The sequence below is a fragment of the Variovorax sp. 05N34 genome (assembly GCF_056397405.1).
The window spans coordinates 660,155-678,905 of record NZ_JBFTNI010000001.1 but is presented as its reverse complement, the minus strand read 5'-3'; the positions used below and the strand labels follow the sequence as shown (position 1 = coordinate 678,905).

Below are 18,751 nucleotides of genomic sequence, written 5' to 3'. Positions count from 1 at the left end.
ATGAAAATGGCAGGATTTTTGAAATCGCTCATCGGTGGCGTTCTCTTGGCAGCAATTCTTGGGGCCTGCGGCGGCGGTAGTGGCGGTGGCTCAGGCTCCTTCGGAGCGGGCACAGGTTCGTCCACGTCATCGACCGGTAGCTCGTCCGAACCGTCGTCTGGCTCGTCATTCGGTTCGTCGCCCACTGCGCCGGGAAGTCTCACGCTCGCCCAGCAGAGCGAACAGCTGGAGCGCAAAGGGGGCTATCCCACACTGGATCGTTCGTCCGACATTGCAGGGCCGGACGCCAACAAGAATGGCGTACGCGACGATATCGAGACTTGGATCGGCACGCTCGACGTGACCGAGCCGCAGCGCAAGGCGCTTACGCAGAATGCGAGCGCTATTCAGCAAACTCTGATCATTGACCTCACGGACAAGGCTGCAGTGCAACTAGCGGGAGAAAAAATCATGGCTGCGGTCAACTGCGGTGGAGACAGATTTACTCCCCATGCGCAGTTCTCCAAGTTGGGGGGAAAGATCGAAGCCATGACCGCAAATACCCGGCAGCGCGCTGAGCGCTACATGCAATACAACAAAGCACGTTCCGGCAGCAGCACGACTCTCCCCAACTACGACACCTGCGAACCGTAAACGGCGGCGTCTTCCGGGCACCGCCATCCGGCATTTCGCGCACCACTCCCGCGATGCCTCACGCTCGCAAAGCAGCTTGAATGACTAAAAAGGAAGGGTAGTTGCGGCGAACCGCTCCGAGTTCAACGCGATTCGAAGAAGCGCAGCGGCGGGGAACGGTTGCCGTCTTCACGAAAATGGCGGCGCCGGCCGCTCGTGCGCGGTCACCGTGCGCTTGATGAGCTTGCCTTCGCGAAGCAGCGACACCTGAACAGGTCGCCCAACGCGCTCGGCACCCAGCAGCCGCAGCAAGTCGTCCGCGCCCCGCACGACGACATCGTCGAGCGCGATGAGGATGTCGCCGACGCGCAAGCCCGCCAGATCGGCTGCGCCGCCGGCCTGCACTTCGCCGATGCGCACCGCGTGCGCGTCCGAATGAATCGCCAGCGCCACCCGCCGTGACATGGGGACTGTCTGCGCCGCAATGCCCAGATGCGCGCGCCGCACGCGGCCGTGGGCAATGAACTCGCCGATCACGAAGCGCGCCGTGTTGCTCGACACCGCGAAAGCGAGGCCCTGCGCACCGGCGATCATCGCCGTGTTGATGCCCACCACCAGCCCCGAGGCAGCCACCAGCGCACCGCCGGAGTTGCCCGGGTTGAGCGCCACATCGGTCTGGATGACGTCGTCAATCAGGTGTCCGCTCTGGGAGCGCAGCGACCGGCCCAGCGCCGAGACGATGCCCGCGGTGATCGTCGATTCGAAACCCAGCGGATTGCCGATGGCCACCACCAAGTGCCCACGTTTCAGCACCTTTGAATCGCCCAGCTTCGCCGTTGCCGCGCCGCGCGGCAGTTCCACGCGCAGCAGCGCGAGATCGGTTGCGGGATCGTCGCCCAGGACTTCGGCTTCCCGGTCGCCCGCCTCAGTAAGCCCGATGCGAACCCGGCGCGCACCGCCGACGACATGGCTGTTCGTCAACACCAATCCGTCGCCGGCAATCACCACGCCGGAGCCGAGACCGCTGCGGCGCCCGGAACCGCCCTGTACGCGCACGACAGCCGCACCCACACTGTCGGCCACGGTTGCGACCGCGTGCGAGTAGGCATCGATGAGCGCGTCCTGGGCCGGCTCGGCCTCTTCGCCGCTGGTGTGGATGGAAGGTGTGTTGTCGTCAAACATGATGACCTCATGACCTCAGAGATGGATGACGCCTTGCCGGACGGCCTGTGCCACTGCGTCCGTGCGGCCGGTGGCGTCGAGCTTGTCGAGCAGCGAGCCCACGTGGAACTTGGCCGTGTGGACGGAGATACCCAATCGTCGCGCGATGCTTTTGTTCGATGCGCCTTCGGCCATGAGCGCCAGCACTTCGAGTTCCCGCCGCGTCAGGGAGCTATCTGCATTCGAGTCGGTCTCGGGGTTGGCGTTGGCCACAACCAGAGCGACATCCGCGGGCTCGCCACGCCGCGCGATGCGCACACCGGGAGCGTCCGCAAGCCATGCCAGCAGCCGTTCGGACAATTCGGCGTCTTCGACATCGACCGCGATCACGATCGGGTCCGTGATGTTCGTCGTGGTCAATCGGCCGGCCTTTCGCCGATGGTGATTTGCGCTTCGGCCGCCTGCCCGGCGCGTTGCAGCGACAACTTGACGATGGAGCCCACACTGGCGGGTCCCAGCGAGCGCAACAGCGTCTGCACGCTGCGCAGCGGTTCGTTGTTCCACGCGAGGATCACGTCGCCTTGATGCAGTCCTGCTGCCGCAGCGGGGCCGTCGCGGTCGACGCCCATGACCATCGCGCCGATGCCCTCCGGCCCGGCCTTCACTGGCTGGAGCGCTACGCCGAGATAGCCGCGCGGCACTCTCCCGTGGGCGGCAAGCTGTGCGGCGACGCGGTCGATCGTTGCGCCTGGAATGACGATCACGCGCCGGCGCGGCCCGAACACGCTCATGCCGATGGCACGGCCCAGCGCATCCAGCGCCAGTCCGCCTTCGGCGCTGCGGCGCATCGTCAGCCCGAGTTCGATGCGTGCGTCGATTTCGCCGCCGCGCAGGCTGCGCCATGCGGGGCCGGAGAGCGCAACCAAGCCAGCAGCCGCGGTCGGCGTGCCGTCGAAAGACCCGATTGCAAGCGCGATCGAACCGACGCGCACCGGCATTGCATCGAACGTGACCGGGGAAGGCGCAGCACTTTCGAGACGAAGCAGCGCAACGTCAGTGCCGGCATCGCGCCCTACGAGCGTAGCTTTGGTGCTTGCTCCGCCTGGCAGGCGCACCGTCAGGTCCGTCGTGCCCGTCAGGTCGTCAGGCAGTGCTTCTTCGCTGGTGACGACCAGCCCGTCGCGCCACGCAATGCCGCTGGTGCGCGCGCGCCCGGCATGCACGGCGACCACGCTGCCGGCTGCGGCGGCGACGACGTCAGCCATTGCTGCCGACAGTTGTTCGAGAGAGAAAGAACGGGGGGGTTCGCGGATATCGGCCATGGGAGCTCCTTAGATGGCTTCATTGTGTGAAGCCGCAAGGGCTTGCCGCTACTGCCCTGTTGGGTAGGGTCAGGGTCGGCCGGGGCACACCACCCGGCTTGCGGACGCCATCAAGCGCCATCGTCCGACAAACCTGGTTACGAAATCGGGGTTAAAGACGAGGGCAGCCAGCCCAACGTTAAGAAATAACGTTTAAAAACAACTCGACAAGAGCAAGTCACTGGCTGATCCGCTGATCCAGACCCTTGAGGGAGGTGCCAGATGTCCGTGCGCGGCAAAGACAATTTCATGGTTTTCGGCTCGCCGAGGATCGAGGAAGACGAGATTCGTGAAGTCGAAGCCGTGATGCGCTCCGGCTGGCTGGGCACCGGGCCTCGCGTCGCGCAATTCGAGCGGGAGTTCGGCCGCTACCGCGGCGCGCCGCATGCCGTGGCACTGAACTCTTGCTCCGCTGCATTGCATCTGTCGCTCTTGGCTTCGGGCGTCCAGCCTGGCGACGAAGTCATCACGACGCCGATGACCTTCTGCGCGACGGCCAACGCCATCATTCACGCAGGCGCGACGCCGGTGCTTGCCGACATCGATCCGAAGACGCTGAACATCGATCCCTCCCAAGTACGCGCCAAGCTGACTTCTCGAACGCGCGCCATCGTTCCTGTTCATTTCGCTGGCCGCCCTTGCGAGATGGACACGCTGATGTCGATGGCACGCGACCAGAACCTCAAGGTCATCGAAGACTGCGCTCACGCCATCGAAACCGAGTACCGCGGGCGCAACGTCGGGACGATCGGGGACTTCGGCTGTTTCTCTTTCTACGTGACGAAGAACCTCATGACGGGCGAGGGCGGCATGGTGTTCGCGCGCAGGGAGGAAGACGCAGCCACCATCAAGGTGCTCGGTCTTCATGGCATGACCAAGGATGCATGGAAACGATTCGGTGACGAAGGCTACAAGCACTATCACGTCGTCGCGCCGGGCTTCAAGTACAACATGATGGACTTGCAGGCTGCCATCGGCCTGAAGCAGCTCGCACGCGTCGAGGCGTACTGGCAGCGGCGCAAGGCGATCTGGGAACGCTACATGGAAGAACTGGCCGACCTGCCCATCGAGCTGCCGCCGGAGATCGCACCCGATACGCGTCACGCCCATCACCTCTTCAGCATCCAGGTCGATAAGGCGCGATGCGGCATTGCGCGCGACGAGTTCCTCGACGCGATGACCGCGCAGGGCATCGGCATCGGCGTGCACTATCTCGCCTTGACCGAGCACCCGTACTACCAGCACACGTTCGGGTGGCGGCCTGAAGATACGCCGCACGCCACGCGCGTGGGCAGGCAGACGGTTTCGCTGCCCCTTTCCGCCAAGCTGACCGATGAGGATGTCGACGACGTGATCGAGGCGGTGCGACGGGTCCTGCAGTGACGCGCTCGGGGATGTCGCATCGTGCAGATCTCCATCCTCATTCCGGCATACGCCCGACCCGAGCAGCTCGGCGAAGCGCTTCAAAGCATCGCGATGCAAGACCGCGCGCTGATCGGCGAGATCATCATCGGCGACGACAGTCCGCCTCGCTACTGGCCCGCGAACCGGGCGGCCATTGCCGCGAGCGGGCTGGCAGAGCTCATCGAATACGTGCCGAGCGATCCGCCCAAGGGGATCTATCCCAATCACTGGTTTCTGGCATCGAAGGCGCGCTTCGAACATCTGCTCTTCCTGCACAACGACGATCTGCTCCGCCCCTTCGCCTTGCGAGCGCTGGCCGATGCCTGTGCCAACGAGAGCGACCCGCGCGTGAAGCTCTGGTTCGGCAAGCAGCAGATCATCGACGAGTCCGGTGCGGTGGACACGTGGAATTCGGCGAGCAACGACTTCTGGTACGGCAGGGACGGGCCGGGCGGTTCCCGCCCTGTGTGGGAATGGTGCCTCACGGAGTCCATCCCCGCGGACGCCTATCTGGTGGAGAAGGCCACGTATCTGCAACTCATGCGAGGTGAGCGCGACGGCAATGTCGGGGATTGGGCCTTCTCGGTGAGGCTGGCCAACAGCGGCAACTGGGCGCGTCTGGTTCCGGAGCCGGTCTCGCGCTACAGGGTGCAGAAAGGGTCGGTCACCAGCAGCGGACGTGGCGTCGACGCGCATCGGGCGTTCGAACTCGCCCGCGAGTTGCGCGTGCCGGCCGAGTTCGAAAAGGCGAGGGCCAAGCGCCTTTATCGCCACATGCTGGTCGTGGCAAGCCGCTATGTGCGGGACGGAGAGCGGATGAACGGATGGCGCGCGTTCCTGTCGCCGCACATTCCATGGTGGCAGCGGTTCACGCTGCGCTCGGCCTGGGTGCTGGTGATGCTGTCCACGCCGCGTTCGCTGTGGCATTGGGCCCTGCGCTACAAGGAGTGAGCCGCAACGCGTCGCAGTCTGGAGGCGGTAGCATGCCGCCTCGAAAAAAACTCATCGCGACGCAATCATGGCCACTTTCGAATGGATCATCATGCTGCTGCTTGGCGCGGCGCTGCTCGCCGCGCTCGCACGCAAGGTGGGCGCACCGTATCCGACCTTTCTTGCGCTCGGTGGTGCCGCGCTCGCGTTCGTTCCCGCCAGCCCGAACTGGACGCTCGATCCGCAACTCGCGCTGACGCTCTTCGTCGCGCCGGTGCTGCTCGATGCGGCATACGACACCTCCTTGCGCGACCTGCGCCTGAACTGGCGCCCGATCGCCGGGCTTGTGCTCGCGGCGGTCGGCACCACGGTGTTGGCAGTCGCGCTTGTCGCGCGCTGGCTGGTGCCCGAGATGCCGTGGCCGGTGGCGATTGCGTTGGGCGCGATCGTCGCGCCGCCTGATGCCGCCGCCGCAACAGCGGTCATGCGGCAGGTCAAGCTGCCGCACAAGCTGCTGAAAATCCTCGAAGGCGAAAGCCTGTTGAACGACGCGAGTGCGCTGCTGGTCTACCGGCTCGCGATCATGAGCGTGGTGGCGGGCCATCTGGGCTTCGGCAGTTTCGCGCCGGTGTTCCTGCTGACCGTGTTCGGCAGCCTCGCGGCCGGCGTCGGTTGCGCGTTCGTGTTGCGGCCGCTGACGAGCGGGCTTCGTGAGGTGCCCATTGCGCTGATCATTCAGTTCTCGCTCACGTTCGGGGTCTGGATTGCCGCCGAGGCGATCGGTCTTTCCGGCATCTTGACGCTGGTGGCCTATGCCATGACGGTGGCGCGCCGCGGTGGCACGCAAATGCCGGCGCACATGCGCGTGCCGATCTTCGCTGTGTGGGAGACGGTGGTCTTCGTTCTCAACGCGTTTGCGTTCGTGCTGATCGGCATGCAGTTGCGGCCTATCTGGCAGCGTCTTGAAGCCGGTGGCTCGCGCAATGATGCGGTCGTCACCGCGGCGGTGGTGCTCTGCGTCACTATCGCCGCGCGCTTTGCATGGGTGATGAGCTACAAGGTGCTGACGCATCGCCGTGCAAGCCGCGAGGATGTTCCGGCCCGGCCCGTCGTCGGCAGTGCGGTGGTGCTCTCGTGGGCGGGGATGCGCGGCATCGTCACGCTGGCGGCGGCCTTTGCCATTCCGGAGACGCTTCCGAACGGTTCGCCCTTTCCCTATCGCGATCTCATCTTGCTGTGCGCGTTTGCAGTGGTGCTCGGCACGCTGGTGCTTCAGGGACTGACCATCGGCCCTCTGATCAAGCGCCTGGGCCTGACGGACGACGATCCCGTCGGTCGCGAAGTGCGCCTGGGGCGCGCGAATGCGTACGGCGCGCTGCTCGATGCAATCAAGGACGACGAGACGCTGCCTGCAAAGCTGCTTCGCAAGGAATACGGCGCGGTGGTCGAACTGAACACCAGCGAATCTCGCGAGGCGACGATCGACGAAGTCCCCGGCGGGCCGCTCAGGCGCCGCGCCATCGCGGTCGCCCGGCAGCGAGCCTTCGAGATGCGGCGCGATGATGTCATCGGCGACGATGCGTTTCGGGTGCTGGTGCAGGAGCTCGATTGGGCTGAACTGAGCGCGGGCGGCGGCAGGCGCGATTGATGCCGCGTCAGGCGCCTTCTGGTGGGCGCCTTCTTCTTTTATTGATGTCCAGTCCGCATCAATGCTGCCCGCCGTTTTCATCGAAGCAAGCGCCGCCCCGGCCCTACGATGAAGCACGAGGTGGCAGTCATGACAATGGACTTTCAACGTGCAGAGGTCGCGGGCGACAACCAGGCCGGCGATGCGATCGCGGAATTCTTCGCCCACAGCGCAGAGGACAGGTACTGTGGCTGGGATCTTTTCGCGAACGTCGCTCACTGGGCAAGCGTCTCGGCCGGCATTGCATTCATGGTGGCAGCCGGCCTCGATCTCTTCTAGCCCGCTTCAGGAAGCCGCGCGGCAGACTCCCGATGCTGCGAGCGCCGCTGGCCGGTTGAGGCGCGCGGACGCAGCGGCTGTGCGAGTGCTCGCGGTGTGGATCAGAAGCGCAGCGACGACCATGGCCATTCCCAGGAGTTCGTTCGCCGAAGGAAGCTTGCCGAGCGCGACACTCATCAACAGCGCCGAGACGGGGACGAAGTTCAGGAAAGCGGTGCCGGTGACAGCGCCCATGGTGCGAACGCCGTAGTTGAAGGCAAGCACGGCCACCGCTGAAGAAATCAGGCCCACGTAGGCCAGCGCGTGCCACGACAGCATCAGTCCGGAGGCGCTCGGAACATCGGCCACTCCCGTGGCGGTGGCGACCACGGCACCCAGCACAAGCAGCGGCCATGAGGCGACGACGGTGAGTGCGCTGTATTCGACAACATCGAGCCTGTCGGCAAACTGCGCGGCGCCGCGTGTGTACCAGACCCACCCGAGCGTGCCGAAGAAGGCCATCGCATCGCCGAAGGCAGTGGACTCGCCGGTGCCAGCGCCATGCGGCGACAAGACGCCCGAGACGATGACGACACCGGCCAATGCGAGCAGGCTCGTCAGGACGGTGACCCTGGAGGGGCGAATGCCGTCGAGCGCCCAGCGCAGCAACTGCGTCGTCATCGGCGTGGTGGCCATGATGATCGCCCCGTGCGACGGCACCGAATGCGCGAGCCCGGTCAGCAGCATCACGCTGAAGACGCCGAAGCCCGCCAGGCCTCGCATTGCAAGCGGCATTGCATGCGCTCGCAGCTTGATCCACGGCGCGGCACCGCGTGGCGCCAGCAGCGCGACAAAGAGCATCGCCGACAGGCTGTAGCGGATCAGCGTCAGCCAGAAGGGGTCGACGTGGTGCAGCACACCCTTGCTGACGAGGAACATGCCGCCCCAGGCGGATGTGGCAAGCAGCAGTGCGGCAATGCCGAGCGTACGGGGATGATTTGTCATGGAGTGCCTCAGGCATTGAATTCGATGCCTGGAGCATGGGCGCGGAAGCGGCCGGCGACCATTCGTTTCTTTGGACCGGGGCCTCAGGAAAAGCGAATGGCCGAAGGCGCGCGATGCACGCACAATTTGCCGCATGGAGCTCTACCAACTCAAGACCTTCGTCGCCATCGCGCGCGAAGGCAGCCTGACGCGCGCCGCCGAACGCGTCTTCACCAGTGCGCCTGCCGTGAGCGCGCAACTCAAGGCACTGGAGGACGAACTGGGCGTGAAGCTCTTCGACCGCACCCCGCGTGGCATGACGCCGACCGAAGCCGGCGTGAGCCTGCTCGAAGAAGCCGAGCGCACCTTGGCCTCGGCAACGCGCATGCGGTCGACGGCGGAGCAGATTCGCGGCGCCGCGCAGGGCGTCGTTCGCTTCGGCACCGTGGTCGACCCAGTGGCGCTGCGGCTGGGCGATGTGCTGGTGAAGCTGGCCGAGCGACATCCGCAGGTCACGCTGCAACTGCAACAGGGGCTCTCGCACCAGACGCTGGAAGGCGTGCGGCGCGGCGAGCTGGACTGCGCCTACGCCCTGAGTGACAGCGAAGAGATCGAGGGCCTGGTCGTGCAGCGCCTCGGCATCGTCGACTTGGTCGTCACGCTGCCGCCGCCGCTTGCGAAGGCGCATCCGGCGCTCACCCTCGAATCACTCACCACCCTGCCGTGGGTCGGCACGCCGGCCTCGTGCATCCTGCGCGCGCATCTGGACGGCCTTTTCGCGAGCATTGGCCGCGAGTACCGTCCGACGCAGACGGCCGACAGCGAAACCGCCATGCGCGCGATGGTCGCCAGCGGACTTGGCGCCGGGCTCTTGCGTCTCGATCAAGCCGAGCAGGGCGAGCGCCAGGGTGAGCTCTCCATCTGGCAAGGATGGCGTTCGCACACCTGGCTATGCTGGGTTGCGCCTGCCGGCGGCAAGCGCACCGCGGCGGTCGACGCGGTCAGGGGCGCGGTGCTCGAAGCCTGGGCTTGACGACCGGCGCTTCAAACGCGCGCTCCGCAGCGTTAACCTAGCGCCATGGACGCTCTTGCTTTGCAGCGCAATCTTGTCGGCGCACCGATCGGGCCCCCTCCACCGGCACCCGACCTGCCCACGCCGCCGCCGCCTGCCCCACCTCCGCCGCCGCCGCCCGTGGTCGATCCACCCGCGGCAGATCCTCCACTGGTGGAGCCCGGCGCGCCGGCGCCTGTGGCGGATCCGCCGCCGGGCGCGTCGGCGACCGGGGCGATCGGCGTGCTCGGACGCGTACACGCGCGACGGTTGCGCGAGGTCTATCGATCGGCCGGCTGGCCGTGCTGCGATCCGATCGAGATCGACCTGCTCGCCGCTGGGCTTCTGGAGCGCATGCGGTCCGCGCACGGCCACGAAACGCTGCGCGTGACCGACGCAGGCATCGCGCACATCGCGACTTCGCTGGTCATCCATCGCGGGGCGCTCTCGCGGCACGAGGCGCTCGTGGAGCGGATCGCACGCGAGATGACGCGGGCAGGGCGCATCGCATGGCGGGGACTCAGCCTCCGCGCGCGGCTCGCGCCCGTTCCCGGAGACGACAAGGCCCGATGGTGCATTGCGCGACCGGATGTGTTTTCGATCCGCAACACCAGTGTGGAGGCTTATGCGCAACCTGTCGTGCATGAGGTCAAGGTGAGCCGGGCCGATCTTCTGAGCGACTTGCGCAAGCCCGACAAGCGTGCGGCCTATCTCGACCTGGGCGGCGAATGCTGGTACGTGCTGGGCTGCGATGCGCGCGGGAGGCCGATCGGCGAGCCGGACGAGATTCCGGCGGAATGCGGCGTGCTGGTCGCGCAGGCGGAGCGGCTGGTCGTGGCGCGTGCGGCCGTCCACCGTGCCCTCCCGCGCATGCCTTTCGGCATCTGGATGGCGCTTGCGAAGGCGCAGCCTGTGGCGGGGTTCGAGGACGAAGTGCAGGATTCCCTGACCGGCATCGACGGTCATCCATCATTGACCGGCAACGACGGTCAACGCGCGTGAATCGATCGCGCCTCCAGCACCTTCGCGAGCACTTCCACCCCGGCCGAAATGGCCGCCGGCGGAACACTGCCGAAGCCCAGCACCAGCCCGTTGTCATTGACCTGCGTCAACGCGAAGCGCCCGATGGGCGACGTGCTGATGCCGTGCAGTTCGGCGTCGCGCGCGATCGCGCCTTCGGAGACATGACGGGGTAGCTGCGCGATCGTGTGCAGCCCGCCATGCGTGGGCACGATGTCGAGCAGTCCGCCCAATCGCGCGCGGCAGGTGTCGACCAGGGTTTCATGCCGCTCCAGATAGAGTTGCCGCATGCGGCGCAGATGGGCCGAAAAATGGCCCTCGTCAATGAACTCGGCGACCACCGCCTGCGTGTGCGAAGGCACGCCCTGCAGGAAATGGCTCATGATGATCCTGAAGGTGTCGACCAGCGCGGGCGGCGCCAGCAGGTAACCCAGCCGCAGCGCCGGAAACAGCGACTTGCTGAAGGTACCCACATAGATCACGCGGCCGGTGGTGTCCACGCTCTTGAGCGTCGGCGGCGGACGCCCGCGGAAGAAGAACTCGCCGTCGTAGTCGTCCTCGATGATCCAGGCACCCGCGCGCTCCGCCGCATGCAGCAGCCCGAAACGGCGCTCCAGGCTCATCACATTGCCCAGCGGCTGCTGGTGCGAAGGCGTGACGAAGGCCAGCCGGAAGCGCGGCGCCAGGCGAAGTCCCTCGCTCACGCGCAGGCCTTCGTCATCGACGGGCACAGGCACCAGTTCGGCGCCGGTCGCGATCAAGCTGTTGCGTGCACCGATCGCGCCCGGGTTCTCGAACCAGACCTTGTCTCCCGGGTTCAGCAGTGTCGAGCCGATCAGGTGAAAGGCCTGTTGGGCGCCGCCGACGATGAAGAGTTGCTCGGGGTCGCAGGTGATGCCTCGATTGGCACGCAGGTGCGAGGCGATCGCGCGGCGCAGTTGGGGCGATCCGTTGGGGTCGCCGTAGCCCATGAGCTCGTCGCGCCCCCCACGCAGGTACTTGGCGGAAAGCCGCGCCCACTGGGCTTGCGGGAAGGCGTCGAAGGCGGGCAGTGCAGTCGTGAAGGCGCGCGTCACGTGCGGGAGCCGCTGGCGGGTGCCGAAGCGCTGCACCGCCTGCTGCATCACGGTCGAGAGCACCGGCGGCTCGGGCCGCGGGGTGGCCTGCGTCGACTCCGATGTCGGCTTCAGGGGCATCGGGCGCGCCGCGGCCAGCACGGCACTCACGAAGGTGCCGGCGCCGGTGCGCGACTCGACAAGCCCTTCGGCGCCAAGCCGGTCGAAGACTTCGATCACGGTGGTCCGCGAGACGCCGATCTGCTTGGCCAGGGTACGGCTGGCGGGCAATCGGTCGCCGGCATTGAAGCCGCCGCTCAGGATCATCTCGCGCAGCGCGACGCACAGGCGAGTGCTGATCGGCTGCTGCGACCCAGGGTCGATGCGCAGCGAAAGCAGCAATGATCCGCCGGCGCGTTTGACCATGAAATCTCCTTGTTGTCGTTTTCAAAATGGTATCAGTCAAACATCAGAATGGACCTGTCTTGCAGGCCACTTCGCGCCCAACATGGAGGCCTTGCTTCCATCGGTTCCACCGGTTCCGCCTCATGAAGATCCTGAAGATCGAGACCTTTGCCAATCGCCATGTCGGTTTCGTGCGGGTGACCGGCGAAGACGGTCGCCAGGGCTGGGGCCAGGTCTCGCCTTACAACGCCGACATCACCTCACAGGTGTTGCACCGCCAGGTCGCGCCCTGGTCACTGGGCCAGGACGATGAGGATCTGGATGCGCTGGCCGACCACATCGCCGAGCGCGAACACAAGTTCCCGTGCGCCTATCTGTACCGGGCGATCGGCGGCCTCGACACCGCCTTGTGGGACTTGCGTGGCAAGCGCGCAGGCAAGAGCGTGTGCGAACTGCTGGGCGGCACGCCGGGGCCGCTGCGCGCCTATGCCTCGTCGATGAAGCGCGACATCCGGCCGCAGGACGAAGCTCGCCGACTGCTGGCGTTGCGCGACCGGGATGGCTTCGACGCCTTCAAGTTCCGTGTCGGCGCCGAGTGCGGCCACGACATCGACGAATGGCCGGGCCGCACCGAGGAGATCGTGCCCACGATGCGGCGCGCGCTCGGCGGCGCCGCGCTCCTTGTCGATGGCAACAGCGGCTTCTCGCCGGCCCGGGCCATCGAGGTCGGCGCCCTGCTGCAGGACCAGGGCATCGAGCACTTCGAGGAGCCGTGCCCCTATTGGGAACTCGACCAGACGCGGGAGGTGCGTGAGGCGCTCGCGCTGGACGTCACCGGCGGCGAGCAGGACTGCTACCTCCCGATGTGGAAGCACATGATCGCGAGCCACACGGTGGACGTCGTGCAGCCCGACGTCTGCTATGTGGGTGGCATCTCGCGCACCTTGCGCGTGGCGCGGATGGCGGCCGAAGCCGGCCTGCCGTGTACCCCGCACAGCGCCAACCTTTCCATGGTCACTGTGTTCACCATGCACATGCTGCGCGCCATTCCGAATGCGGGGAAGTACCTCGAATTCTCGATCGAGGGCGCCGACTATTACCCATGGCAGGAAGGCCTGTTCGTACGCGCGCCTTATGCAGTGCGCGACGGCCATGTCACGGTCCCGGACGAACCCGGGTGGGGCGTGGAAATCGACCCGGAATGGTTGGCGCGCTCCAGCTACCAGCTCTCGGAGTTGGGCCGATGAACGCCGAGCTTCAGGCACTCGTGCGCGAGGCCCAGGCCACGGGCCGCATCTCAGGCCTGCCGGGTGAACACTTCATCGACGGCCGCTTCACGCCTTCTGCGCAAGGCGCGCGCATGGAGACTTTCGACCCGGGCACGGGCCAGGCTTTTTCGAGCTTTGCCGTGGGCGATGCCGACGATGTCGATGGTGCGGTGCGTGCCTCGCAGGCTGCGCTGCGGGGCCCGTGGCGCGCATTCGCACCGGCGCAGCGAGGGCGCCTGTTGTCGCGCATCGCCGAGCGCATCCGCGCCTCGGCCAACCGGCTCGCGGTGGCGGAGACTCTCGACTCGGGCAAGCGCCTCTCGGAGGCGCGGGCCGACGTCGCCGGCGCGGCCGCCACGTTCGAGTACTACGCGGGTGCCTGCGACAAGAACCAGGGCGACAGCATTCCACTGGGCCCCGATCACCTGGCCTATACGCTCAACGAGCCGGTGGGCGTTACGGCCCACATCATTCCCTGGAACTACCCGCTGTCGACTGCTGCGCGCGGCATCGCGCCCGCGCTCGCTGCCGGCTGCACCGTGGTCGCCAAGCCGGCCGAGCAGACGCCGCTGACCGCGCTGATGCTGGCCGCGCTGTGCGGGGAGGCGGGCCTGCCCGATGGCGTCTGCAACGTGGTCACGGGCACCGGCGCCGGGGCCGGTGCGGCGCTGGTGCGGCATCCGGGCGTGCAGCACATCAGCTTCACAGGATCGGTGGCGACCGGCATTCAGGTCATGCAGGCGGCCGCGCCGCACGTCACGCGACTGGTGCTCGAACTCGGCGGCAAGTCGCCCGTGGTGGTGCTGGCCGATTGCGACATGGATGCGGCGATCGAGGGCGTGCTCGGCGCCATCTACGAGAACGCGGGACAGATCTGCTCGGCCGGCTCGCGGCTGGTCATTGCGCGCGAGATCCATGAGGCCTTCGTCGAGCGCCTGCGGGCGCGGGTCGAGGCGATGACGTTGGCACATGGCCTGCGCGACACCGGCATGGGCCCGGTGAATTCTCTCGCACACCGGGAAAAGATCGCGGGCTACGTCGATAGAGCGCGTGAGCGCGGCGTGTGCGTGCGCACCGGCGGCCAGGCCAGCGCCGACCCGCTGACTGGGCGCGGCTGGTTCTATCAGCCCACCATCCTGGACGACCTGGAACCGCAGGACGAGGCGGTGCAAGAAGAGATCTTCGGTCCGGTCCTTGCCGTGCAGGTCTTCGACGACCTGGAGGAGGCGGTGGCGCTGGCCAACGGCACCGCGTTCGGGCTGGTCGCCGGCATCTACACCGGCAGCTTCTCGGCGGCGCATCGGCTCGCACGCGACATCGACGCGGGGCAGGTCTTCATCAATGAGTATTTCGCTGGCGGCATCGCGGTGCCCTTCGGCGGCAACAAGCTGTCGGGCTTCGGCCGCGAAAAGGGCATGGAGGCCTTGCGCAGCTACAGCCGCATCAAGTCGGTGGCGGCGCGTATCGCATGATCGGAATCGGCGACGCCGGACCTCGCCGCGTTGGGAATGACTGTGCAAGATGATTCGACAAGGAGTGAATCCATGAAGAGACTTTCGATCCGCAGGCGACTGACGCTGGGAACCCTCGCCGCGTTGAGTGTGTTGCTGGCCGGGCATGCCGCCGCGCAGCAGCAGTTGACCATCGTGTCCTTCGGCGGCGCTTTCCAGGAGGCGCAGATGAAGGCCAAGTGGGCCCCGGCAGCAAAGGCATTGGGCATCACGCTCAAGGAGGAAACGTACACCGGCATCGCCGACCTGCGCCTGAAGGCCAAGGCCGGCGCGGTGAGTTGGGACATCGTGGGCAGCGGCGCCGGCAGTGCCGCACGCGCGGGCGCTGAAGGTCTGCTGGAGCCGATCGACTACAAGACCGTCGACGTCTCGACCTTCGGGCCCGGACTGGCCACCGAATACTGCGTGGGCGGCACCGTGTTCTCCAACGTCTTTGCCTACAACACCAAGACCTACCCGGACGGGCGTCCGCAGCCGCAGACCTGGGCCGATTTCTGGGACGTGAAGAAATTTCCCGGCAAGCGCTCTTACCGAAACGCGGTGGCCGGCTCGCTCGAGCCAGCGCTGATGGCCGACGGCGTGCCGCCCGAGAAGGTCTACGAAGTGTTGTCGGCTCCCGGCGGCATCGAGCGTGCGCTCAAGAAGATCAAGGACCTGAAGCCCAGCATCGCAGTGTGGTGGTCCTCCGGCGCGCAGCACGCGCAGCTCATGAAGGACGGCGAGGTGGACATGGTGACCGGCTGGAACGGCCGCTTCGACGGCGTCATCAAGGACGGCGGAAACGTCAAGTACGGCTACGACCAGGCGATCCTCGACGTCGATTGCTACGCCGTGCCCAAGGGCGCGCCGAACCAGGCGCTCGCCATGAAGTTCCTGAACGAGATCGGCAAGCCGCAGTACCAGGCGGAACTCGTGAAGTACATCAACTACGGCCCGACGAACAAAAAGACCTTCGAGGGCAGCGCCATCGATCCGGCCGTGGCCAAGGGCCTGCCCACTTATCCTCAGAACGCTGCGAAGCAGATCCTGCTGGATCCCGCCTGGTACCTGAAGAACGAAGCCCGTGCGGCCCAGATGTACCAGAACATGCTGACGGAGTAGCCCCGCGCAGAGCGGGCTCCGCGATACTTGGCGGCCCGCGCGGCGGACTGCACAAACTTTCCAGAAAGCAGGTTGATGCATGGTGCGCAATTCGTCGCTGCCGATCTCGATGCGCCAGGTGACCAAGAAGTACGGCAACGTCTTTGCGCTCGACCATGTCGACCTGGACATCCGCAGCGGTGAATTCCTGACCCTGCTCGGGCCCTCGGGCTCGGGCAAGACTACGCTCCTGACCGTGCTGGCCGGCTTCACCCGGCCCGACCATGGCAGCCTGAGATTCGGCGATGCCGAGATGATCGCCACGCCGCCGCACAAGCGCGGCGTGGGCATGGTGTTCCAGAACTACGCGCTTTTCCCGCACATGAGCGTGGCGGACAACGTGGCGTTCGCGCTGCGGCTGCGCGGGGTGAGCCGCCGAGAGAGCGCAGAGCGCGTGGAAAAGGCCCTGGAGATGGTGCGGCTCGGCGGCTACGGCGCGCGTGCCATCGACCAGTTGTCGGGCGGCCAGCGCCAGCGCGTGGCGCTGGCCCGCGCAATGGTCTTCGAGCCGCGCATCATGCTGATGGACGAACCGCTGTCGGCACTCGACAAGCAATTGCGCGAGCACATGCAGATCGAACTGCGCCAACTGCATGACAAGCTCGGCATGACCACCGTCTACGTGACGCACGACCAGCGCGAGGCGCTCACCATGTCGGACCGCATCGCCGTCGTGAATGGCGGCCGCATCGTGCAGCTCGACACGCCGCGTGCCATCTACGAGCGCCCGTCCCATCGCTTTGTGGCCGAATTCATCGGCGAATCGACCTTCGTGCCGGTGACGGTTGAGCAGGGGCGGGTCATGCTGGCCGAGCGCACGCTGCGTGCCGCTGAGCATCCTGGCGCCGATGGCGCGCGGCTGTTGATGTTGCGTCCTGAGCGCTTGCGCCTGCTGGCGGCGGCGCAGACCGATCCCGAGCACGAGCACGAACTGAATGTCTTCGACGGCAGGCTGGTGGCGCAGGTGTACCAGGGCGACAGCGCCTTGCTGAACGTGGCGCTCGACGATGGCACGACCATCTGGCTGCGCCATGCCATCCATGCCACCGGGCAATCGCCACCCGAGCAGGGCGCTGCAGTGCGGCTGGGCCTGAGTGCGCAGGACACCGTGCTGCTGCCGCCCGAGGGAGTGGCGTCGTGACGGTGCTGGCCGCCGCGTGTGCGGATCCGCAGCCAGCACAAGGCCGCGCCGAACCCAACGCGCAGGCACTGCGCCGCGTCGCGCAATGGGAGCGGCTGGGCCTGCTCGGGCTGGTCGCGCCGGCACTGGTATTGATCGCTGTCACGATGCTGGTGCCGGTCGCCTGGCTGTTCTACCTGTCGCTGTTGTCCGATAGCGGTCAGTGGACTCTCGAGAACTATCAGCGGATGTGGGAGCAGCCCTCGTACTGGCGCACCTTCGGGACCACCTTCCAGGTCAGCCTGATGACCACCGGCCTGTGCATGCTGATCGGCTATCCGCTGGCCTATTGCCTCTCCGAGTTGCCGCGGCGGGCGGCCAATCTCTGCATGATCGCCGTGCTGCTGCCGCTGTGGACATCGCTGCTGGTGCGTACCTATGCGTGGCTGGTACTGCTGCAACGCAAGGGGCTGATCAATGAATGGGGAATCGCGCTGGGCTTGTGGGAAGAGCCGCTGGCACTGGTGCACAACCTCACCGGCACGCTGATCGGCACGGTGCACGTGATGCTGCCTTTCCTGATCCTGCCGCTGTATTCATGCATGCGCGCCATCGACCGCGACTACCTCAAGGCCGCTGCCAACCTGGGTGCTTCGCCGGCACGCACCTTCTGGCTGGTGTTCCTGCCGCTGTCGCTGCCGGGCCTGACCAGCGGCGCAGTGATCGTCTTCATTCTGTGCCTGGGCTTCTACATCACGCCGGCGGTACTCGGGGGCGGCAAGGTGATCATGGTGTCGAGCCGCATCGCCAACGACATCGAAGTGTTCTTCAACTGGGGAGTGGCCAGCGCGCTGGGTGTGGTGCTGCTGGTGCTCACGGTGGCGGTCATCATGCTCGCATCGAAGCTGATGGGTGCGCGCGGCCTGTTCGGCGGGCAGGAGGCGCGATGAGCATGCTCGATTGGCTCCAGCGACCGGTGACGCAGACCCAGGTCACGCGCGGCCGGCGGCTCTGGCTCTACGCGCTGGCGGGGCTCGTGATGCTGTTCCTGGTGATTCCGACCTTGATCGTGATCCCGATGTCGTTCTCGGCCTCGCAGTACCTCGAGTTTCCGCCGCGCGAGTGGTCGCTCCGCTGGTACGCGAGCTACTTCGCCTCGCCGTCCTGGATGCAGGCAACCGCGACCTCGCTCAAGGCCGCTGCGCTGACGACGCTGGTGGCGACGCCGCTCGGCACGATGGCGGCCTATGGCTTGCATGCCTCCCGCTGGCGTTTCGCGGGGCTGCTGACGATGTTGCTGCTGACGCCGATGGTGGTGCCCGTGATCCTGATCGGCATCGGCGTGTTCTACGCCTACGTGAAGCTCAAGCTGGTGAACACGCTGCTGGGCCTGGCGCTCGCGCACAGCATGCTCGCGGTGCCGGTCGTCATGATGGTGGTCGCGTCGGCGCTGAAGTCTTTCGACCTGAACCAGGAGCTGGTGGCCCGCAGCCTGGGCGCCTCGCGGCTGCGCGCCTTCTGGCTGGTGACGCTGCCGCAGATTCGCTTCAGCGTGGTGACCGCTGCCGTGCTGGCTTTCCTGACCTCTTTCGACGAGGTGGTGGTGTCGCTTTTCGTCTCGGGCGGCGACCATTCGACCTTGACGCGCAACATGTTCAATGCGCTGCGCGATCAGGTCGATCCGACCATCGGCGCGATCTCGACGTTGATCATTTCCGTGTCGTCGCTGCTGCTGGTTTTCACCCAGTTCATCGGAAAACGGGATGTGCGCTGAAGGCCCGCCC

Annotated in this window: 18 protein-coding genes; 13 read left to right on the top strand and 5 right to left on the bottom strand. The window is 66.3% G+C overall.

Annotated features, from left to right (window positions below; all coding sequences use genetic code 11):
• Complete coding sequence (locus tag AC1DMA_RS03295) at nt 1-633, top strand: hypothetical protein (RefSeq protein ID WP_478126562.1); 633 nt, start codon at nt 1-3, stop codon at nt 631-633.
• 168 nt (nt 634-801) lie between these two features.
• Here the strand turns inward: AC1DMA_RS03295 and AC1DMA_RS03290 are convergent, their stop codons facing one another.
• From AC1DMA_RS03290 to AC1DMA_RS03280, 3 genes are read right to left on the bottom strand one after another with little or no spacing between them, the layout of a single operon-like run.
• Nucleotides 802-1,794, bottom strand: a complete 993-nt coding sequence (locus AC1DMA_RS03290; protein ID WP_478143212.1) for a S1C family serine protease — start codon at nt 1,792-1,794, stop codon at nt 802-804.
• A gap of 15 nt (nt 1,795-1,809) precedes the next feature.
• The gene (locus tag AC1DMA_RS03285) at nt 1,810-2,193 is read right to left on the bottom strand and encodes a response regulator transcription factor (protein ID WP_478143211.1); all 384 of its coding nucleotides are present in this window, start codon (nt 2,191-2,193) and stop codon (nt 1,810-1,812) included.
• Nucleotides 2,190-3,095, bottom strand: a complete 906-nt coding sequence (locus tag AC1DMA_RS03280) for a S1C family serine protease (protein ID WP_478143210.1) — start codon at nt 3,093-3,095, stop codon at nt 2,190-2,192. Before AC1DMA_RS03280 ends, AC1DMA_RS03285 begins: the two co-directional genes overlap by 4 nt.
• A 261-nt stretch (nt 3,096-3,356) precedes the next feature.
• On the opposite strand from AC1DMA_RS03280, the gene AC1DMA_RS03275 reads away from it, so the two are divergent.
• From AC1DMA_RS03275 to AC1DMA_RS03260, 4 genes are all read left to right on the top strand, one after another.
• Entirely contained in the window at nt 3,357-4,517 is a 1,161-nt protein-coding gene (locus AC1DMA_RS03275) for a DegT/DnrJ/EryC1/StrS family aminotransferase (RefSeq protein WP_478126558.1), read from the top strand.
• Between the two features lie 21 nt (nt 4,518-4,538).
• Nucleotides 4,539-5,489, top strand: coding sequence for a glycosyltransferase family 2 protein (locus AC1DMA_RS03270; protein WP_478143209.1), 951 nt, complete (start codon nt 4,539-4,541; stop codon nt 5,487-5,489).
• A 67-nt stretch (nt 5,490-5,556) separates the two neighbouring features.
• Nucleotides 5,557-7,116: a cation:proton antiporter gene (locus AC1DMA_RS03265; RefSeq protein ID WP_478143208.1), complete on the top strand. Its 1,560-nt coding sequence runs from the start codon at nt 5,557-5,559 to the stop codon at nt 7,114-7,116.
• 129 nt (nt 7,117-7,245) lie between these two features.
• Nucleotides 7,246-7,434 (top strand): hypothetical protein, encoded by a 189-nt coding sequence (locus AC1DMA_RS03260; protein ID WP_478143207.1) that lies wholly within the window; start codon nt 7,246-7,248, stop codon nt 7,432-7,434.
• A gap of 6 nt (nt 7,435-7,440) precedes the next feature.
• Here the strand turns inward: AC1DMA_RS03260 and AC1DMA_RS03255 are convergent, their stop codons facing one another.
• Nucleotides 7,441-8,418: a DMT family transporter gene (locus AC1DMA_RS03255; protein ID WP_478143206.1), complete on the bottom strand. Its 978-nt coding sequence runs from the start codon at nt 8,416-8,418 to the stop codon at nt 7,441-7,443.
• Nucleotides 8,419-8,551: 133 nt separating this feature from the next.
• Between AC1DMA_RS03255 and AC1DMA_RS03250 the strand changes: the two genes are divergently transcribed.
• Together AC1DMA_RS03250 and AC1DMA_RS03245 are read left to right on the top strand one after the other, a co-directional pair.
• Nucleotides 8,552-9,430: a LysR family transcriptional regulator gene (locus AC1DMA_RS03250; protein WP_478126553.1), complete on the top strand. Its 879-nt coding sequence runs from the start codon at nt 8,552-8,554 to the stop codon at nt 9,428-9,430.
• Nucleotides 9,431-9,475: 45 nt separating this feature from the next.
• Nucleotides 9,476-10,450 (top strand): hypothetical protein, encoded by a 975-nt coding sequence (locus tag AC1DMA_RS03245; protein WP_478143205.1) that lies wholly within the window; start codon nt 9,476-9,478, stop codon nt 10,448-10,450.
• On the opposite strand, the gene pdxR is transcribed toward AC1DMA_RS03245, so the two are convergent.
• Entirely contained in the window at nt 10,438-11,949 is a 1,512-nt protein-coding gene (gene pdxR / locus AC1DMA_RS03240) for a MocR-like pyridoxine biosynthesis transcription factor PdxR (RefSeq protein ID WP_478143204.1), read from the bottom strand. The two genes, AC1DMA_RS03245 and pdxR, sit on opposite strands and share 13 nt — an antisense overlap.
• Before the next feature lie 122 nt (nt 11,950-12,071).
• Between pdxR and AC1DMA_RS03235 the strand changes: the two genes are divergently transcribed.
• From AC1DMA_RS03235 to AC1DMA_RS03210, 6 genes are all read left to right on the top strand, one after another.
• Nucleotides 12,072-13,175: a mandelate racemase/muconate lactonizing enzyme family protein gene (locus AC1DMA_RS03235; RefSeq protein WP_478143203.1), complete on the top strand. Its 1,104-nt coding sequence runs from the start codon at nt 12,072-12,074 to the stop codon at nt 13,173-13,175.
• Nucleotides 13,172-14,668 (top strand): aldehyde dehydrogenase family protein, encoded by a 1,497-nt coding sequence (locus AC1DMA_RS03230; protein WP_478143202.1) that lies wholly within the window; start codon nt 13,172-13,174, stop codon nt 14,666-14,668. The genes AC1DMA_RS03235 and AC1DMA_RS03230 overlap by 4 nt, the downstream gene beginning before the upstream one ends.
• A 72-nt stretch (nt 14,669-14,740) precedes the next feature.
• Nucleotides 14,741-15,808, top strand: a complete 1,068-nt coding sequence (locus AC1DMA_RS03225) for an ABC transporter substrate-binding protein (protein ID WP_478126548.1) — start codon at nt 14,741-14,743, stop codon at nt 15,806-15,808.
• 79 nt (nt 15,809-15,887) lie between these two features.
• Nucleotides 15,888-16,988: an ABC transporter ATP-binding protein gene (locus AC1DMA_RS03220; protein ID WP_478143201.1), complete on the top strand. Its 1,101-nt coding sequence runs from the start codon at nt 15,888-15,890 to the stop codon at nt 16,986-16,988.
• Nucleotides 16,985-17,917 carry an ABC transporter permease gene (locus tag AC1DMA_RS03215; RefSeq protein ID WP_478143200.1) on the top strand — a complete coding sequence of 311 codons (933 nt, stop codon included), beginning with the start codon at nt 16,985-16,987 and terminating at the stop codon, nt 17,915-17,917. Before AC1DMA_RS03220 ends, AC1DMA_RS03215 begins: the two co-directional genes overlap by 4 nt.
• Complete coding sequence (locus AC1DMA_RS03210; RefSeq protein WP_478143199.1) at nt 17,914-18,741, top strand: ABC transporter permease; 828 nt, start codon at nt 17,914-17,916, stop codon at nt 18,739-18,741. Before AC1DMA_RS03215 ends, AC1DMA_RS03210 begins: the two co-directional genes overlap by 4 nt.
• Nucleotides 18,742-18,751: the final 10 nt, after the last annotated feature.

Coding starts and splice junctions, on each gene's coding strand:
- AC1DMA_RS03230 (WP_478143202.1), top strand. CDS start 13,172: ATGAACGCCGAGCTTCAGGCACTCGTGCGCGAGGCCCAGGCCACGGGC.
- pdxR (WP_478143204.1), bottom strand. CDS start 11,949: ATGGTCAAACGCGCCGGCGGATCATTGCTGCTTTCGCTGCGCATCGAC.
- AC1DMA_RS03280 (WP_478143210.1), bottom strand. CDS start 3,095: ATGGCCGATATCCGCGAACCCCCCCGTTCTTTCTCTCTCGAACAACTG.
- AC1DMA_RS03265 (WP_478143208.1), top strand. CDS start 5,557: ATGGCCACTTTCGAATGGATCATCATGCTGCTGCTTGGCGCGGCGCTG.
- AC1DMA_RS03235 (WP_478143203.1), top strand. CDS start 12,072: ATGAAGATCCTGAAGATCGAGACCTTTGCCAATCGCCATGTCGGTTTC.
- AC1DMA_RS03250 (WP_478126553.1), top strand. CDS start 8,552: ATGGAGCTCTACCAACTCAAGACCTTCGTCGCCATCGCGCGCGAAGGC.
- AC1DMA_RS03225 (WP_478126548.1), top strand. CDS start 14,741: ATGAAGAGACTTTCGATCCGCAGGCGACTGACGCTGGGAACCCTCGCC.
- AC1DMA_RS03255 (WP_478143206.1), bottom strand. CDS start 8,418: ATGACAAATCATCCCCGTACGCTCGGCATTGCCGCACTGCTGCTTGCC.
- AC1DMA_RS03260 (WP_478143207.1), top strand. CDS start 7,246: ATGACAATGGACTTTCAACGTGCAGAGGTCGCGGGCGACAACCAGGCC.
- AC1DMA_RS03245 (WP_478143205.1), top strand. CDS start 9,476: ATGGACGCTCTTGCTTTGCAGCGCAATCTTGTCGGCGCACCGATCGGG.
- AC1DMA_RS03275 (WP_478126558.1), top strand. CDS start 3,357: ATGTCCGTGCGCGGCAAAGACAATTTCATGGTTTTCGGCTCGCCGAGG.
- AC1DMA_RS03210 (WP_478143199.1), top strand. CDS start 17,914: ATGAGCATGCTCGATTGGCTCCAGCGACCGGTGACGCAGACCCAGGTC.
- AC1DMA_RS03290 (WP_478143212.1), bottom strand. CDS start 1,794: ATGTTTGACGACAACACACCTTCCATCCACACCAGCGGCGAAGAGGCC.
- AC1DMA_RS03220 (WP_478143201.1), top strand. CDS start 15,888: ATGGTGCGCAATTCGTCGCTGCCGATCTCGATGCGCCAGGTGACCAAG.
- AC1DMA_RS03295 (WP_478126562.1), top strand. CDS start 1: ATGAAAATGGCAGGATTTTTGAAATCGCTCATCGGTGGCGTTCTCTTG.